Raw genomic sequence first — 16,566 nt, 5'->3', positions numbered from 1 at the left:
GCCCCCTTCGGCACCTGCGGCCATCATCGAGCACAGTCGTGAACAAGCCAGGCCACGCGGCGCCCTCGGCCGCCACCCCATGGGCACCGCGCGGACACCTTCCGGACTCCGGCGGGGTGCGGGGCGATGCGGAGGTGACCTAAACCCTGCAATCCACGGAATTTACGTAGTCCTTGAGAGGGCATGCCTTGCGCCTGTCCACGCAGGCGGTAGTGTTCACGCCCGGTCAGGCATGTGGCGCGATCCCGCCGTCGCATTCCGGCTGAATGCCGTCGCCGACGTCCCGCTCCCCGGTGTCGGCCATGGCGGCAACAACACCTTGGTCACCGCTCAGGAGCACATCGAAGGAGGACCTGGGTGTCTGTGGACACGGCGGACCCGCCACTCGAACATGAGCCGTCCGGGCACGCGCCGCGGCATCCGCGGTCCCGTCGCAGGACGGAAGCCCCCGGTGCGCTGCTGGACCGCTGGCCGTTCCGGCGCAAGCTCAACGTCCTGGTGGTCGTGCCCCTGACGGTCGTCGGCGTGCTCCTCGGCCTCGCCGTGTACGGCCAGGTGCGGGAGGCCAGCGACACCGACCGGATCGCCGAGCGGGTGCGCGACAGCGGCCAGGTCGCCCGGCTGATCGACGAGATCCAGGCCGAGCACCGCGAGGCGCTCCTGCTCTCCGTCGAGCAGGAGTCGCTCCACTCCGGCGACACCCTCCCCTCGACCGCCGACTACCGCAAGGCGCAGCGGGCCACCGATCAGCAGGCCGCCACCGTGCGGTCCGCGTTCGGATCGGGCCTGCCGAAGGACGAGGCGCAGGCCCTCGACCACGTCGAGCGCCTGAGCGTGCTGCGGGACAAGGTCGAACGGGGCTCGGTGCCCGCCGCCGGTATCGACCCCGCGTACGCCGCCACCGTCGGCTACCTCATCGACGGCATCGGACTCGACCACTTCTCCGACAGCTCCTCGTCGTCCGTCATCGAGCTGGTCGACGCCGTGCTGCGCGCCGACGCCGCCCACGCGGCCTTCGAGGGCGGGGTGTTCTCCGCCCAGACCCGGGACGCCAACGGCCTCACCGAGTACACCCGCGCGGTCGGCGCGCACCGGGTCTACGAGGAGCAGTCGGAACGTTTCTCCAGAATCGCCGACCCCGACCAGGTCCTGCGCCTGGACGGCATCGAGCGGAACTCCGAGGCGAACGGCATCGAGGACCGGTTCGCGGAGCTCCAGATCGACCCCAGCTCCCTACAGGGCCGGTCGCCGCAGGAGCTGCGCACCGAGATGGCCGCGGGCACCCGGCAGGCCGAGGCCCGACTCGAGATCGCCCGCTCGCTGATCGGCCAGATCGCCGACCGCGCCGACGGCCTCTCCCGGGACGCCCTGCACAAGGCGCTGGCGCTGCTCGCCCTCGCCCTCCTGGGCTTCGCCGCCTGGCTGAGCTTCTCCTTCCTCGTCCGGCGCTCCGTCGTACGCCCCCTCGCGGCCCTCACCGGCGCCGCCCACCAGGTGGTCGAGGTGGCGGGCGAGGAACTCGCCAAGGTCGAGGACGAGGACGACGACGGGAGCGACAGCACCCCGCTGCGGCCCCGCCCGATCCCCGTCCCGGTGCGCGACGAGATCGGCGATCTGGCCGAGGCGTTCAACCAGGTGCAGGTCACCGCCGCGGCGCTGCTGGAGCGGCAGGTGCTCAGCCGCCGCAACGTCGGCGAGATGTTCGGCAACGTCGGCCGCCGGGTCAGCAACCTCACCACCCGCCAGCTCAGCCTGATCGACGCCGTCGAACGCCAGGAGACCGCCCCCGACATCCTGGAACGGCTCTACCGCATCGACCACATCGCCGTACGCCTCCAGCGCAACGCCGACAGCCTGATGCTGCTCGCCGGAATCCGGGAGACCGAACTCGACGCCCGGCCGACCACCCTGGCCGACGTCATCCGGGTGGCGCTCGGCCAGATCGAGGGGTACCAGCGGGTGTCCCTGCGGTCCGAGACCGAGGTCACCGTCGCACCCGACATCAGCGGCGACCTCACGCTGATGCTCGCCGAACTGCTGGAGAACGCGGTCGCGTTCTCCCCGTCCGACACCGCCGTCGAGGTCGTCGTCCGGCCCGGCACCGACGTCAGCGCGGACGGCGGGGCGCTGATCGAGGTCATCGACCACGGCCTCGGCATGGCCGGGGAACGCCTCGACGAGGAGAACGCCCGCCTGGTGCGCCGCGAGCGGCTCGACCTCGTACCGACCAAGGTGCTCGGCCTCTTCGTGGTCGGCAGCCTGGCCCGCCGCTGGGGCATCCGGGTCACCCTGAGCCGTACGCCCGGCGGCGGGGTCACCGGCAGCGTCTGGGTCCCGTCCGCGCTGCTGGTGGCGCGGGGGGCGGAGTTGGTTACGGGGCCGGGGTCCGGGCCTGGGTCTGGGCCGGTTACGGCACCTGGGTCGGGGTCGGCGTCGGCGGGGGCCGGGCGGGAGCCCGAACCCGCGCCCGCCGCCGCGCCCGCGCCCGTACGGGCCGTCGCCACGCCCGCGCCCGAGCGGCGGGCGGCGGCGCCGGCGACGGAGTCCGGTCTGCCACGGCGCGTCCCGGCGGTGTCCCGTACGAACGCGGAGTCGGCTCGCCCCGCGCAGAAAACACCGAAGGCAGCGAACGAGCCGAACGCCACTCCGGCCGCCCCCGCTTCCGCCCCCGCATCCCGCCCGCTGCGCCGCCGCGTCCGGGGCGCGACGCTCGACAAGACCACACCACCGCCCGACCGGGCGATCCCGGCCACGCGCCGGCCCGCCGACGCCGACGCGGTCCGTTCCGAACTCGACGAGTTCGAGGCCGCCGTACGCAGGGCGGAGCGGGACAGCGCCGCCGGCTCCCCGGCCGAAGCCACACCATCGACACATCAGCACCCCCGGAAGGAGTCGGGAAGTGACCACGCCGACAGATAAGAGCGGTTCCGCTGAGCCGGAGACCACCGATCTGCGAGCCGCCGCGGCCGACTTCACCTGGCTGCTCGACCGGTTCGCGACCGAGACCGCGGGTGTCGTCGACGCCATCGCGGTGTCCTCGGACGGTCTGCTGATCGCCGTATCCCAACTGCGGGAACAGGCCGACTCCGAGCGGCTCGCCGCGATCGTCTCCGGGGTCACCAGCCTCGCCGCCGGTGCCTCCGGCAACTACGGCCTCGGCGAGCTCAACAAGGTCATCATCGATCTGGAGGGCGGCCATGTGCTGGTGTCGTCCATCGGCTGCGGTGCCGTGCTCGGGGTGGTGACGACGAAGGAGGCGAAGCTGGGGAACATCGCGTACGAGATGACCCTCTTCGCCAACCGGGCCGGAGCCGCGCTCACCCCGCAGCTCGTCATGGAGCTGAAGAAGAGCGCCGGGTCCGTCGGCTGACGGATCGCACGGCGCACGGAGGAGGGGCGAGATGGTCGCCGGTGAACCGGTACCGCACAACGCGGCAGCCCACGAGAGGACCGCGGAGGACAGCGCACGGGACGCCCCGGAGCCGACGGAGTCCGAGGTGCCGACGGAACCCGTCGAACCGACGGGACCCCTCGGATCGACCGAGTCCGTCGAACCGGCCGAGCCCGTGGGCCGCGCCTCCGCCATCCGGCCGTTCCTGCTGACCGCGGGTCGGGTGGCGGGGAGCGGCACCGGGCCGCCGCTCCCCGTCGAGACCCAGATCGTGACGACGCCGGGCGGGCTGTCCGCCCTGCGGTCGCTCACCTTCGAACGCCGCGACATCATCGCCGCCTGCCGGCGCCCCCAGTCGGTGGCGGAGCTGGCCGCCCGGCTGCATCTGCATCTCAACGTGGTCCGGGTCCTCGCGGAGGACCTGCGCGCCGCGGGACATCTGGCGGTCCATGTCCCGAACGCCGGGACCGTCCACGACATCTCCGTACTGCGAAGGGTTATCGATGGTCTCCGTGCCGTCCCCGACTCACGGGGCTCACTCCGCGACAGCAGTTGAACCGCCACTGCCGGTCAAGCTGGTCATCGCCGGTGGCTTCGGGGTCGGCAAGACCACGGCCGTGGGGGCGATCTCCGAGATCCGGCCGCTGACCACGGAGGCGCTGATCACGGAGGTGGCGGCGGGCGTGGACGACCTCACCCACACCCCCGGCAAGACCACCACCACGGTCGCCATGGACTTCGGTGTCATCACGATCGACCCGAAGCTGAAGCTCTACCTGTTCGGCACGCCGGGCCAGGACCGCTTCGGTTTCATGTGGGACGACGTGGTCGAGGGCGCCCTCGGCGGACTGGTGATCGTGGACACCCGCCGCCTGGACGACTGTTACGCGGCGGTGGACTACTTCGAGCACAAGGACGTCCCGTTCGCCGTCGCCATCAACGCCTTCGACGGCGAGGTCCAGCACGATCTGGACGAGGTCCGCTGGGCCCTGGACATCTCCGAGCACGTCCCCCTGGTCGTCTTCGACGCCCGCGAGACGCGTTCGGTCCGCGACGCCCTCCTGGTCGTCCTCGACGTGGCCCTCTCCCGCGCCCAAGCCGCCAACCCGGCCTGAGGCGAGGACGGACGCACGCGGACACACGAACGGACGGGTCGTTCAGCCCTCGGCGGCCTCCTCGGCCGACGACCTCCCCTCGCCGCCCTTCGGCAGCGGCCGCAGATGGGTACGACGCCCGTCCTGGTCCAGGATGCCCAGGATCTCCGCCGGTCCTTCGTGTGCCCCGAAGGCGTGGGGAATCATGGTGGAGAACTCCGCGGCCTGGCCGGTCTCGACGAGGATCCGGCGGCCCCCCAATACGAGCGTGACGGTTCCGGACAAGGCGGTGAACCAGTCCCCGCCCGGGTGGATCTTCAGCGCCTTGGCGCTGGTCGGGGCCGGTTTGGTGAGGCGCGTCTTGGCCACGATGACGCCGGGCTGCCGGTTCAGCATCCAAGTGGTCAGCCCGCGTGCCATGTCGTGCTGCGGCCGGATGATGACGTCATCGTCGGCGTCCCTCCACCACCTGACCGACCCCGACTGCGGATTGCGGGAGATCTTCGAGTCGCTGCGCCCCGGCGGACTCCTGGCAGTGGTCGAGATGGCCGGCTTCCCGCGCTTCCTCCCCGATGACGTCGGCCGAGGGCGCCCCGGACTCGAAGCCCGCTGTCACGAGGCACGGGCCGAGGCCCACGCGGAGAGCCTGCCGGACCTGGGCTCCGACTGGGGTCCCCGCCTCTCCCGCGCCGGATTCACCGTCGAAGTGGAGCGCCCCATCACCATCGACCTGCGTCCCCCGCTGCCGGAGCCCACCGCCCGCTACGCCCAGGCTTCCCTTCGGATGCTGCGTTCCCGCATCGCCGGAAAGCTGAGCCCCGACGACCTGGCCACACTCGACCACCTCCTGGACAGCGGCGGCCCCGACGGCGTCGTACGGCGCGACGACCTCACCGTCCGCACCGAGCGCACGCTATGGGCGGCGCGCCGCCCATGACCCGAGGCGGTCACCGGCGATGGGCTGCCAACGGCCGTAACCGGTGGCCGCTTTGACTTCGCCCATGAGGGGTGAGTAACTGTTCGCCGCACGTCGTACGTCTCTGGAGGCGCTCTATGGCCGAAGCGGAAGTGGCAGGCGAGACGAATGCGGAGGGCGGCGCGGAAGCGGAGGGCGGCCCGAAAGCGGAAGGCGGCGCGGATGCACGCTGCCCCCTGGGCGACTTCCCGTTCGTGGCGGAGCACCCCCTGGAGCCCCCGAAGGAGTGGGCGGCGCTGCGGGCGGAGGGCTGCCCGGTGCCGGAGCTGACGCTGCGGTCGAGCGGGGAGCCGGTGCGGGTGCTGACGCGGTACGCGGATGTGCACACGATGCTGTCCGATCCGCGCTTCCCGCGGGACCGCAGCGAGGCGGGCCCGGACGGGACCGGCACGGGCGAACGGCACCAGCGCTGGCGGCGGTTGGTGGGCCAGACGCTCACCGCCAAGCGGGTCGCCGCGCTCCGCCCCCGGATCGTCGCCATCGCGCATGCCCTGGTGGACACCATGGAGGCCGGGCCGAAGCCCGCAGATCTCTGGGCGGGTTTCGCGTATCCGTTTCCGGTGCGGGTCGTCGGCGCCCTGCTGGGCGTCCCGGAGCAGGACTGGGACCGGTTCGCGTACTGGTCCGGCGCCCTGTTCGGCCGGGACCGCTACGGCGAGCAGGAGACCCGCACCGCCCGCGAGGAACTCCTGACGTATCTGCGCGACCACATCTCCCGCACACGGCGCGAACCGGGGGACGACCTGCTCAGCAAGCTGATCGAGAGCACCGACGCCGCCGACCGCCGCCTGCCCGAGGCGGTCTTCGTCCAGATCACGCAGGGGCTGATGCACGCCGGGCACGAGACGACGTCCAGCGTGATCGGGAAGCTGGTGCCGGTCCTGCTCGACGACCGTTCCCGCTGGCAGCGCCTGCTGGACGACCGTTTGCTGATCCGCCCGGCCGTCGAGGAACTGCTGCGCTTCGATGTCAACCGGGGCCCGGGCATGCCGCGTTACCTCACCGAGGACATCGAACTCGGCGGCGAGGTGATCCCCAAGGGCAGTACGACCCTGTCGGTCGTCGCCTCCGCCAACCGCGACGAGCGGATGTTCTCCGACCCGGACCAACTGGACCTGACCCGTTCCCCCAACCGCCACCTCGCCTTCGGCGCCGGCGCCCACTCCTGCATCGGCCAGGCCCTGGCCCGCACCGAACTCCAAGTCGCCCTGGAAATCCTGCTGGAGCGCCTGCCCGGTCTCGACCTGGCGGTCCCGTCGGCCGAACTGGCACGGCGCGAGGGAATCCTCACGGACAGCTTCGAACAGGTCCCCGTGGTGTGGTAGCGAGCAGCGCGCCCGGCTCGTGACGTAGATCTCAATGAAAGGGTGACAGGGTGGTGTCGCGGGGAGCTGCGACTGTCTGCGCATGACGATCACAGATGAGGACTGCCTCGCCGAGACCCGGGCCTTCAACGAGCAATTCGAGGCCGCCGCGGCGAACCGCCCGGCCCGTGGGCCGGTCCCGAGCGCGGCCACGCTGGCGCTCCTGCGGCGCAACCGGCTCGGCGGCGACACCCCACCGGTGAGACTGCCGCACGCCCAAGACCGCGTCGTCGAGGGCGGGGTGAAGCTCCGGAGGTTCGTACCGGACCGCGTCGACGGCGTGTACCTGCACATCCACGGAGGCGGCTGGGCATTCGGCTCGTCGGACGGGCAGGATGAACGGCTCTGGCGGCTTGCCGTGCAGGCGCGGTTGGCCGTGGTGAGCGTGGAGTACCGCCTGGCGCCGGAACACCCGTTCCCCGCCGGGCCCGACGACTGCGAAGCGGCCGCCCGGTGGCTGGTGGAGCACGCCGCGACCGAGTTCGGCACCGAACGGCTGCTGATCGGCGGTGAATCGGCCGGTGCCCACCTGAGTGTCATGACGCTGCTACGCCTACGCGACCGGCACGGCATCACCGGCGCGTTCCGGGCGGCCCACCTGCTCTTCGGCCTTTACGACCTGTCGATGACACCGAGCCAGCGGTCATTCGGCCCCAGACGGCTACTGATCAACACCGACTCACTTCGCGGTATCTACGAGCTCTTCACTCCGGGGATGGACGTGGAGCAGCGCCGCGACCCCGAGCTCTCACCCCTGTTCGCGAACCTGGCCGGTCTGCCGCCCGCCCGCATCGTCGTCGGCACCGAGGATCCGCTGCTGGACGACTCCCTGTTCCTGGCCGGGCGCTGGCAGGCGGCAGGCGCGCCCGTGCAACTCGGGGTCGTCGCCGGCGCGATGCACGGCTTCACCCTCTTCCCGCTGACCGTCACCGAGCGGGAACAGCGGCGCGAGCGGGACTTCCTGGCCACCGCGTGACGGTAGCGTCGGCCTCATGAACCGCACGGCCCGGCTCTACGCGCTGGTGGAGGAGTTGCGCGCGGTCGCGCCGCGACCGCTGACGGTCGCGGCGCTCGCCGCGCGATTCGAGATCAGCACCCGCACGGTGCAGCGCGACCTCCAGGCTCTGATGCAGACGGGCGTCCCGGTGCGCACCACACCCGGACGGGGCGGGGGCTGGTCGATCGCCCCGGAGATGACCCTGCCCCCGATCCACTTCACCACCGATGAAGCCTCCGCACTGACCGCCGCGCTCGCCACGGCCGACGCCTCCACCCCCTACGCCAGTGCGGCCCGCACCGCGGCCCAGAAGATCGCGGCCTCGATGACCGGCCCCGCCTCGACGGCGGCCCGGACGCTCGCCGCACGCATCGTCACGCTGCCGACGCGATCCGACTCCGAGGTCCGCACCGCGGTGGAACAGGCACTCACCAACAACCTGGCGCTGCGGCTGTCCTACACCGACGCGGCAGGACACCAAAGCAACCGCACCGTGGAACCGGCCGGGCTGCTCACCGCCGAAGGCCGCTGGTACCTCATCGCCTGGTGCCGCACCCGCCGCGCGGGCCGAGGCTTCCGCCTGGACCGGATCACAGCGGCGACTCCCACCGACGAGCAGGCCCAGCCCCACAACCTGGCCGACCTGCTCCTCGGCTCAACCGCCGCCACCGCGGTGCGGCCCGCCGCACTGGCCTCACTCACACCTTCCCGGCCACGGCCCTAGGCGCCAACGCTCCAGATGAGAGCGGTGTCGCCGACGAACCCCGCCACACCGAGGGCCGCCCCGGCGACGGCGGCCCACAGCCGCCCGACGCCGCGGCGGGCGTGGTGGATACCCATGGCGCCGAGGACAACGGCGAGCGCTCCGCCGATGATCGCCCACGGCAGGGTGATGAGCACGAGTCCAGGCACCCATGCGCCGATGACGGAGAAGACACCAAGAACGACGGCGGTGGGCCCCAACCCAACGGCAGGCGAATCACTCCGGCCGACCCCACCCCCGGACCCGGACACGCTCGACTCGGACATGACCCGCACCTCCGGTGGACCGAATTCCCGTTCCGCACTGATCGTACCGACGGGCCGCGACCGCACTGGACTCTCCCACTGTCGGAGAGTCCACCATGACGGCATGCACGAAGAACTTCTCACCATCGGGCGCTTCGCCCGCTTGTGCCGGCTCAGCATCAAGCAGCTACGGCACTACGACGAGACGGGGCTCTTGGCGCCGGTCCGCGTGGACGCCAACTCCGGCTACCGCTATTACGCGCCTGAACAGGCACGTGATGCCCTGACCGTCGCCCTGCTCCGCGAGATGGATCTCCCCCTTGCGGTGATCGCCCAGGCGCTGGCCGCCGAGCCCGAATCCAGGGCCCGGATCCTGCGCGCCGAACGGGACCGGCTGGCCGAGCGGATCAGCAGGGATCAGGCACGGCTGGGGATGCTGGAGCGGCTGGCGGAGGGCGGTCTTCCCGGCTATGAGGTGACGATGGGCAGAGAGCCGGAGCGACGGCTGGCGGTGGTGCGGGCGGTCTGTGCCTTCGAGGAGATCGGGGAGACGTTCGGGGAATGCGTGGGCCGACTGTTGCCGGTGCTCGGCAAGGAGGGAATCGCATGGGAGCCGCCGCTGTGGGGGCTGTATCCGCTGGATCTGGAAGAGCGAATGGAGATCGCCGTCGGAGCGCGGACCTCGCAGGGGGAGGGGACGCCCGGCCTGGAGTTCCAGACGCTGCCCGGCGGCCCCGTCGCCGAGACCGTACACATCGGGCCCTATGCCCAGCTCCCCCTGGCCTACAACGCTCTCTTCGCCGCTGTCCACGAACGCGGGCTGCGTCCGCAGGCGCCGGTACGTGAGGTCTATCTCGTCGGGCCGACAGAGGCACCGCAGGAGGAATGGACGACCCGGTTGATCATCCCCGTCCAGGAAAGCACGGCATAGCGACGAGGAACGGCTTCTGCTCGTCAGCCCCGAACCGGCCGGTGTCCTGGCCACCATCGTCAAGCGCCCGCGCGACGCGAACGACGGCAGGATCCGCTGGTCGCCCGCTACGACCACCACGAACGCGTCACCGGCCCGCAGCTCCCCCACCTCTTCCAGCGGCGGCCCTACGTTCACCCCGGCTCCGATCGTTCTGGACCGCATCGCCTGACCTCCCGGGCGTGCACCGGGCCCCCGCGACGCTCACCGCCGCGGGGGCCTTCGGCTTCCCGGACGTCGGCCTCGCCGCCGCCTCGTCAGCCCCGCTCGGACCAGACGTAGTCGAACTTGAAGGTGACGGGGTTGTACGCACACGGCTTGTCGATGTCGTGGTTCTCGGCATCGCCGCGCTGGTTGTCCAGACAGCTTTCCATCGAGTAGTTGGTTTGCGTGTGGAGGTGATTGCCCCGTCCGGCCGGCTCCTGCCAGGCGAAGATGTACTGCCGGAACGTGTCGAGATGGCAGGTCTGCTTGATGATGTGGCCCTGCGCCACATGCTCTTGCAGATCGGCCTTGCAATCGGCCTCGTAGTTGTAGGCCAATTGCCAGTGGGTGTCATAGGCGGCCGCGGCGCGCGGCGCCTGCGATGCGCCGGCCGGGGCCGCGCCGACGGTGAGTCCTCCGAGCAGGAGGGCGCCGACGATCGCCGCGCCCCGCTTGGTCCCCTTCATGGATTCTCCCGAGAGTTCACAAGTATTGATTATCGGGCAGGAATTGCGTCGCCGACATTAACAGGGAAAGGGGAATGAGCCGGGGCTGGTATTCGGCCAACCTGCTGCAAACAATGTGAATTGGAAGTTTTTTGTGAGGGGGTTTATCGCGGCGGAATTCTTCGGTGGGGGAGAAGGTGGCCGGGGCAGGCGGAGCCGCCGCACGCCGACGCCTTGGTCCGGAAAGACGCCGGTCGCCCCGTCGGACTACAGCTCGACAGCGACCGCCTGCGCACGGGTCACGAGCGGTACACCGAGGCGGCCACCCTATGGACGGAAATCGCCGCACTCATCACCCACACCGGTGCATCAGCCATGCGAGCGCTGAGCCGCCTGGCCGCCTTTGGCAGCACCCGTGCCCGATCAACCCCTGACTATTGGCGGGAGAGGACCCGGGTGACGCCTGCGGCGAGGGCCGTGGCCAGCAGCCAGCCCCCGCCGATCAGGAGCCAGGCGATCCACTGGGTCGGCCCCGTCGGCTGGAACGCCCGCTCCTGGCCGAAGTCGATCACCGGAAGGAGCAGGTCCAGGCTGTACATCACGGGGTTGAACACCGGATGGGCCGTACCACTCGGCGGGTGGGGCCGGTGCAGGGCGAAGACGGTGGTTCCGGCGGCGAGCAGGGCCAGCAGCCACACCGCGGCACGTTCCGGCAAGTAGCCGTACCCCACGGTGGCATCCTGCACATACCCCCAAGCCCGGGCGTACCACGGGAGGGTCGTACGGCGGTGACGCTGGCGGGTCAGGAGCACGGTCCGGGCATCGCGGTCCTGGCCGATGGACTGGTAGACGGCGGCGAGCTGTTGGTACGGCTGGGGCCGGTACCCGTCGGGATCGCGGCTCAGCAGCTCGAGGCGATCGTTGACGGCCAAGTGCGGTTCCAGCGACCGGTAGACCAGCCCGTCGAGTTGGAGTGGCGGCTGTTCGTGACCGTCGTCATGGAGCCTGAGTACACCGATGGCCGCGTGACGCAGGTCGATGCCTCCCGTGGCCCGCGCGGGTCGCAGGACCAGTTCCCCGGCCTGGAGGTGAGGGCAGGAGAGGGCGTTTCCCTGAGTGGGGGTGAGGGAGGCGTCATCGAAGCTGACCGACCCGCCGACGGTGGCGCCGGTCAGCGTGATGGCTCCGTCGGCGCGGAAGCCCTCGCCGCAATCGATGGTCGTGGGGACCTGGATACCGGGGGCGGACAGGGCCTCACCGCCAGGTCGGTGCAGCGCGGCCCCGCGTAGATGCAGACCGTCACTGAGGCGCGCCTGAACCAGCCGCAGCTCCCCGTCCACGCGGAATCCGCCGGTCCCGACGACGCCCTTCGCCTCCAGGCGTGCGCCGTCCAGAGCCACATCGCCGACATGGGAGAGGTGCGCACCCTGGAGAAGCAGGCTCCCGCCGATCTGCGCGTCATGCACGTCGACCTTGCCCTGAACGCGACAGTTCATCAGGTCGAGGTTCCCGTCAACCGTCGTGGCGCCCACCCCAAGCCCCGGTAGGCACGAGCCGCCGAAACTGGTCACCCGAAGTGTGGCCCCGTACAACTGCGGCGCCTCCTCGAACCAGCACTCCTCCAGCCACAGCACGCAGCACACCTCGGCGAAGACCAGGCGCAGCTTCCCCGCTATCCGGGCACCCACCAGGTGGACCATCGGAGTTTCACCGCTGATCGCATCGGCACCGCCCAGCAGCAACGAGCGGATCACCGAGGCCCGCACCTGCCGCTCCGGCCCCCAACCGCCGCCGTCCATCACCGCTCCGCCGACCGCGCCGCGCGGACGCAGGTCGACTTCGCCCCCTGCGGCGAATGCCTCCCAGAGCCGGAGTTCCGGGCCGGTGAGGTCGTCTGGGCGCATCCGGGAGCCCTCCGGCTGGTCGGGAGCGGGGCCCGCCCATGATCGAGCCGGGCGAGGTGGCCGGGCAAGAGCGCCGCTGTCCGCGCCGTACCACGTCGCTCCACGGCGCGCACAGCAGTTCCACGCGAGGCACGTCCTTCCGACGCTCATGCGTCACCGGATACGGCCGGACAAGCCGCACGTCCTCACCGCGCAGCACTGACCGATCCGACGCCCGATGCACCTGATGTACCCGCGGAAGGCGCGGCGTCGGCGCGTCCGCACAGGTCACCGAAGCGCTTGTCCCACCGGCGCGATGACGACCTGCGGCGGGCAGCAGCGGTCGCAACAGCCACCGTACGAATCGGGGGATATGGTTTTGCACGTTGACGCTCCTACACAGCGTCGACCACGCCCCCGGGCCGTTCGCATCGGTCGCGGGGGTCTCTTGCGTCTGCCAACTGTGCTGCGGAGGAAGGGCGGTCGCTTCCCGTCCCTGGCTATCCCCATCATGGGTAGGCCCAGTCACGACCGTGCGACACACGTATTCCGCTCGTGGCCGACGTCCTGGAAGGCCAGGCTCAGCAGTCCTCAGCCCTTCAGGACACCGGCGGAGCGGGCGGCGGCGAGCCACTGCGGGAACTCATGGAGCAACTGATCGTAGAGCGCGGCGTCGGAGAGGCCCTTCGGCGTCGGTCCGGCGGCGAAGAAGCCGGCGTTGTCGACGATGCGCCGGTTCGGCACCGGCAGGTCGTCAAGTCTGTGCAGGAAACGGAACTCGTCTTTGCCGAATCCGATGAACTGCCAGAAGATGGGCAGCTTCGCGGCCGTGCACAGCACATGCTCCGCCGCCGCCTTGGACGTGGGGGAGCCGTCGGTCTGGAAGACGACGAATGCCGGGTCGTCGGCTCCGGACGACTGGTAGTGGTCGATGACGGCCTGCATGGCGACGTGGTAGTTGGTGCGGCCCATGTGCCCCATGGAGTCGTGCAGGGGGCTGATCCGGTCCCGGTAGGCATCGAGGCTGATCTCAGCCGTCCCGTCGATCTCCGTGGAGAAGAAGACGACCGGCACGATCCCGTCGTCATCGAGGTTCGCCGCGAGGGCCAGCGTCTGTTCCGTCAAGTGCTGTACGGAGCCGTCACGGTAGTACGGGCGCATGCTCCCGGAGCGGTCCAGAACCAGATACACCGCGGCACGCTGCCCGTCGGCGCCGTGCTTGGCCAGCGAGACCGCAGCCGTCTTGTAGAGGCTGACCAGCCCCGGAGCCTGGGCGGCGACCTTTTCCAGACTGATCGCGGGGGCGGGCGTCCGGGGGCGCTTGCGGTAGTCGATGGCCATAGCCGGTGATTGTCTCCCAACTGATGGACTACGTCACGCTTTTGGTGAATGCCTCGTACCTGACGAACGGTGAACGCACCGTTCTGTAGCAGCGTCGATTGCCGCTGACGGAGCATTGCCCGGTGGTCTGCTCCCGTCACCGAGAGGCGGCCCCGGTGGGCGCCAGCGCCGCCCGCATCGCCACACCGTCGACGTACGAATGCTTCTCCTTCACCGCCCCGTTCTCGACCAGGACGAAGTCCGCGAGGTCGATGTCGACCGCGCCCCCGGCCGCGGACGTGCCGCTCAGCTTCCACTGGACGACCCAGAAGTCCTCCCCGACGCGCAGCGAGACCAGGTCGAACGCCAGGTCGGGGACCAGCTCGAACATCCCGGCCGCCGCTTCCCGGATGGCGGTCTGCCCGCGCACGGGCTCCTGGCCGGAGTGCAGATGGAACACCGAGTCGGCCGTGTGGAGTCCGGCGATCCGCTCGGGGTCGCGGGATTCCCAGCACGCGTGGTAGCGCTCGAACAGCTCACGGGTGGCAGCGGTCATGTCTGGCCTCCGGTCCATGGGTGAACGGGCGTGCTGCATAGGGCATCTCGGTCGGCGTAGATCCAGATCTTCCGTGATGTGCGTCCGCGCTGTCCATGGGCACGCGCACGGGCCCGAAGCGGCGGCGGCGGTGGTGGCGGGGCGGACGAGTCGGCCCGTACGCCGGGTTCTGTCCGCGCGTATCGCGGCTTCCTGGCCGAGATCGTCGTGTCAGGGCCGCGCATCCCGCACGGCCTCGGCGATGACGGTGGTCACCACCTTGCGGAGGGCCCCGGCATCCGGTGGTCCGGCTTCGCGGTCCGCGAAGAGCAGGTGCCCGGTTCCGATCAACGTGGGCGCGAGCGCGTCGATATCGGCGTCGGCCGCGATACGGCCCCGGTCCCGCTCGGCGGCGAGGTAGGAGGCGATCATGGCCGTGGCCTCCGTCAGGAGGGGCACGCCGGTGGGGGTGGTTTCGCGGAGCCGGGCGCGTAGCTCGTCGCGCGAGGTGACGAGGCTGACGAGGGCCACTGCGACCGACTCGAACAGGGTCGTCAGCGCGTCGGCGAGGTGGTCGGCGACGGCGCCGCTCCCGGCGGAGTCGCGCAGGGCGGCGGACTGGTGGTCGAGCCGGGCGATGCGATCCAGGATGAGCTCGGCGAGGAAGGCGTCGAAGTCGGCGAAGTGGCGGTGCAGGATGCCCTTGGCGCAGCCCGCCTCCGTGGTGACCGCCCGACTGGTCAGCGCGCTCGGCCCGTCCCGGAGCAGGACTCGCTCGGCGGCGTGGAACAACTGCTCGCGTACGTCACGCATGGCCACCCCTGTCGGCACCGTGCGTCCCTCCTCGCTCATCGGGCCCGCTGCATTGACGAGTGGGCGCGCGCCCACTCATAGTGGGCACATGCCCACTCTACCGTTTTCCGGGAACGAGCCTCATCGACACCGACAGATGGCGGAGTCGTTCGGCTCGGACGCCGAACGCTACGACCAGGCCCGGCCCCGCTATCCCCAAGCCATGGTGGACCGGATCGGCGCCGGAAGCCCCGGCCTCGGCGTCCCCGGCGTCCCTGGCATCCCCGACACCCCCGACGCCCCCGGCGTTCTCGACATCCTCGACGTCGGCTGTGGCACCGGTATCGCGGCCCGGCAGTTCCAGAAGGCGGACCGGACGGTGCTCGGGGTCGAGCCGGACGCGCGGATGGCCGAGGTGGCGCGGCGGCTCGGGACGGAGGTCGAGGTCGCGACGTTCGAAGCCTGGGACCCGGCCGGTCGGCAATTCGACGCCGTGATCGCGGGCCAGGCATGGCACTGGATCGACCCGGTCGCGGGGGCGGCCAAGGCCGCTCGGGTCCTGCGGCCCCATGCCCGACTGGCCGCGTTCTGGAACGTCTTCCAGCTCCCGCCCGACCTGGCGGAAGCCGTCGCCACGGTCTGCCAACGGGCCGTGCCCGACGCCCCGTTCGACTTCCGGGCGATGACGCGGGGCGGCCTGGACGCCAACCAGGCGATACTCACCAAGGCCGCCGACGGGATGCGGGAGTCGGGCGCGTTCGGCGAACCGCAGCAGTGGCGGTTCGACTGGGAGCGGACCTACACCCGGGACGCGTGGCTGGACCAGATCCCCACCCAGGGCGCCTTCACCCGGCTCCCCCCGGCCAAGCTGGCGGAGGTGCTGGAGGGCGTTGGGTCGGCCATCGACGCGATGGGCGGCAGCTTCACGATGCCGTACGCGACGGTGGTGATCACCGCGACGCGAACTGCCGCGTGACCAACCGGTCGGCACCCGCATGACCGGGGTCAGGCGCCCAGGTCGTGATACATGACGTGCAGGCCGACCGGCCCCAGCTCCGGATGCCGGAACGCGCCCGGGACGGTGCCGATGAGGGTGAACCCGAGCCGCTCGTACAGTCCGACAGCGGGCGCGTTCGAAGCCGCGACCGCGTTGAACTGCACACCGGCGAAGCCACTGGTCGAGGCCCAGTTGAGCAGATACTCGCCCAGCGCCCGACCGACACCCCGGCCGCGCGCCTCTGGCGCCACCATGAAGTTGCCACTGGCGATATGGGCACCGGGACCGGGCCGGTTGGGGTACATATTCGAGGTGCCGAGCACCCGCTCGCCCTCCACGGCCACCACGACATGTCCCGGGGGCGGCACCACCCACATCTCGTGTGCCTGCGCCTCGGTCTGGTGGGGGTCGTAGCAGAAGGTGTCTCCCCTGCGGACGATCTGCTCGACGATCGGCCAGACCTGCGACCAGTCCCGCTCCTCGAACGCCCGGATTTCCATCCGCCATACGCTAGCGACGGAGTTCAGCCCTTTCGACCGAATTTCTTGTGGCGCGAATCAGTCCGATGTGACCGTCGCGCCGCCCCGCC

General features: G+C 70.8%; 18 protein-coding genes. 10 read left to right on the top strand and 8 right to left on the bottom strand.

All coding sequences use genetic code 11. The features are described from left to right. The first annotated feature begins 363 nt into the window (after positions 1 to 363). The 4 genes from ACK1X7_RS21065 (at position 364) to ACK1X7_RS21050 (ending at position 4,506) form a co-directional block, all read left to right on the top strand. On the top strand, positions 364 to 2,919 hold the full coding sequence (locus tag ACK1X7_RS21065) for a sensor histidine kinase (protein WP_413116897.1): 2,556 nt from the start codon (positions 364 to 366) through the stop codon (positions 2,917 to 2,919). Next, positions 2,900 to 3,370 carry a roadblock/LC7 domain-containing protein gene (locus tag ACK1X7_RS21060; protein ID WP_216344032.1) on the top strand — a complete coding sequence of 157 codons (471 nt, stop codon included), beginning with the start codon at positions 2,900 to 2,902 and terminating at the stop codon, positions 3,368 to 3,370. Before ACK1X7_RS21065 ends, ACK1X7_RS21060 begins: the two co-directional genes overlap by 20 nt. A gap of 196 nt (positions 3,371 to 3,566) precedes the next feature. Then, positions 3,567 to 3,947: a DUF742 domain-containing protein gene (locus ACK1X7_RS21055; protein WP_385138928.1), complete on the top strand. Its 381-nt coding sequence runs from the start codon at positions 3,567 to 3,569 to the stop codon at positions 3,945 to 3,947. Further along, on the top strand, positions 3,895 to 4,506 hold the full coding sequence (locus tag ACK1X7_RS21050) for a GTP-binding protein (RefSeq protein ID WP_385138868.1): 612 nt from the start codon (positions 3,895 to 3,897) through the stop codon (positions 4,504 to 4,506). Before ACK1X7_RS21055 ends, ACK1X7_RS21050 begins: the two co-directional genes overlap by 53 nt. Before the next feature lie 42 nt (positions 4,507 to 4,548). Here the strand turns inward: ACK1X7_RS21050 and ACK1X7_RS21045 are convergent, their stop codons facing one another. Continuing rightward, positions 4,549 to 4,905 (bottom strand): cupin domain-containing protein, encoded by a 357-nt coding sequence (locus ACK1X7_RS21045; protein ID WP_413115508.1) that lies wholly within the window; start codon positions 4,903 to 4,905, stop codon positions 4,549 to 4,551. 16 nt (positions 4,906 to 4,921) lie between these two features. Here ACK1X7_RS21045 and ACK1X7_RS21040 point away from each other — a divergent pair, with 16 nt between their 5' ends. From ACK1X7_RS21040 to ACK1X7_RS21025, 4 genes are all read left to right on the top strand, one after another. Beyond that, on the top strand, positions 4,922 to 5,422 hold the full coding sequence (locus ACK1X7_RS21040; protein WP_413115507.1) for a hypothetical protein: 501 nt from the start codon (positions 4,922 to 4,924) through the stop codon (positions 5,420 to 5,422). Between the two features lie 116 nt (positions 5,423 to 5,538). After that, the gene (locus ACK1X7_RS21035; protein ID WP_413115506.1) at positions 5,539 to 6,786 is read left to right on the top strand and encodes a cytochrome P450; all 1,248 of its coding nucleotides are present in this window, start codon (positions 5,539 to 5,541) and stop codon (positions 6,784 to 6,786) included. 82 nt (positions 6,787 to 6,868) lie between these two features. Next, the gene (locus tag ACK1X7_RS21030) at positions 6,869 to 7,801 is read left to right on the top strand and encodes an alpha/beta hydrolase (protein WP_390792133.1); all 933 of its coding nucleotides are present in this window, start codon (positions 6,869 to 6,871) and stop codon (positions 7,799 to 7,801) included. 16 nt (positions 7,802 to 7,817) lie between these two features. Beyond that, positions 7,818 to 8,546: a helix-turn-helix transcriptional regulator gene (locus tag ACK1X7_RS21025; RefSeq protein ID WP_413115505.1), complete on the top strand. Its 729-nt coding sequence runs from the start codon at positions 7,818 to 7,820 to the stop codon at positions 8,544 to 8,546. On the opposite strand, the gene ACK1X7_RS21020 is transcribed toward ACK1X7_RS21025, so the two are convergent. Then, positions 8,543 to 8,734: a hypothetical protein gene (locus ACK1X7_RS21020; protein WP_385138887.1), complete on the bottom strand. Its 192-nt coding sequence runs from the start codon at positions 8,732 to 8,734 to the stop codon at positions 8,543 to 8,545. The genes ACK1X7_RS21025 and ACK1X7_RS21020 overlap by 4 nt on opposite strands. Positions 8,735 to 8,954: 220 nt before the next feature. On the opposite strand from ACK1X7_RS21020, the gene ACK1X7_RS21015 reads away from it, so the two are divergent. Beyond that, complete coding sequence (locus ACK1X7_RS21015; protein WP_398158208.1) at positions 8,955 to 9,761, top strand: MerR family transcriptional regulator; 807 nt, start codon at positions 8,955 to 8,957, stop codon at positions 9,759 to 9,761. Between the two features lie 296 nt (positions 9,762 to 10,057). Here ACK1X7_RS21015 and ACK1X7_RS21010 read toward each other — a convergent pair whose 3' ends face one another. The 5 genes from ACK1X7_RS21010 to ACK1X7_RS20990 all read right to left on the bottom strand — a co-directional run bounded on the left by ACK1X7_RS21010 (position 10,058) and on the right by ACK1X7_RS20990 (position 15,019). Next, positions 10,058 to 10,471, bottom strand: coding sequence for a hypothetical protein (locus ACK1X7_RS21010; RefSeq protein WP_385138891.1), 414 nt, complete (start codon positions 10,469 to 10,471; stop codon positions 10,058 to 10,060). A gap of 413 nt (positions 10,472 to 10,884) precedes the next feature. Next, the gene (locus ACK1X7_RS21005; protein WP_398158209.1) at positions 10,885 to 12,354 is read right to left on the bottom strand and encodes a membrane-associated oxidoreductase; all 1,470 of its coding nucleotides are present in this window, start codon (positions 12,352 to 12,354) and stop codon (positions 10,885 to 10,887) included. Positions 12,355 to 12,924: 570 nt separating this feature from the next. Then, entirely contained in the window at positions 12,925 to 13,674 is a 750-nt protein-coding gene (locus tag ACK1X7_RS21000; RefSeq protein WP_385138896.1) for a vWA domain-containing protein, read from the bottom strand. A 136-nt stretch (positions 13,675 to 13,810) separates the two neighbouring features. Beyond that, positions 13,811 to 14,209 (bottom strand): nuclear transport factor 2 family protein, encoded by a 399-nt coding sequence (locus ACK1X7_RS20995; protein ID WP_385138898.1) that lies wholly within the window; start codon positions 14,207 to 14,209, stop codon positions 13,811 to 13,813. Between the two features lie 210 nt (positions 14,210 to 14,419). Next, positions 14,420 to 15,019, bottom strand: coding sequence for a TetR/AcrR family transcriptional regulator (locus tag ACK1X7_RS20990; protein ID WP_385138931.1), 600 nt, complete (start codon positions 15,017 to 15,019; stop codon positions 14,420 to 14,422). A gap of 118 nt (positions 15,020 to 15,137) precedes the next feature. Here ACK1X7_RS20990 and ACK1X7_RS20985 point away from each other — a divergent pair, with 118 nt between their 5' ends. Next, entirely contained in the window at positions 15,138 to 15,956 is an 819-nt protein-coding gene (locus ACK1X7_RS20985) for a class I SAM-dependent methyltransferase (RefSeq protein ID WP_413115504.1), read from the top strand. Positions 15,957 to 15,985: 29 nt separating this feature from the next. On the opposite strand, the gene ACK1X7_RS20980 is transcribed toward ACK1X7_RS20985, so the two are convergent. Beyond that, the gene (locus ACK1X7_RS20980) at positions 15,986 to 16,477 is read right to left on the bottom strand and encodes a GNAT family N-acetyltransferase (RefSeq protein ID WP_385138904.1); all 492 of its coding nucleotides are present in this window, start codon (positions 16,475 to 16,477) and stop codon (positions 15,986 to 15,988) included. Between the last annotated feature and the right edge of the window lie 89 nt (positions 16,478 to 16,566).

Source organism: Streptomyces sp. CY-1 (assembly GCF_047218265.1).
GTDB lineage: Bacteria > Actinomycetota > Actinomycetes > Streptomycetales > Streptomycetaceae > Streptomyces > Streptomyces niphimycinicus.
The sequence above is the reverse complement of the archived record's forward strand: the minus strand, read 5'-3'. Positions and strand labels throughout refer to the sequence as shown.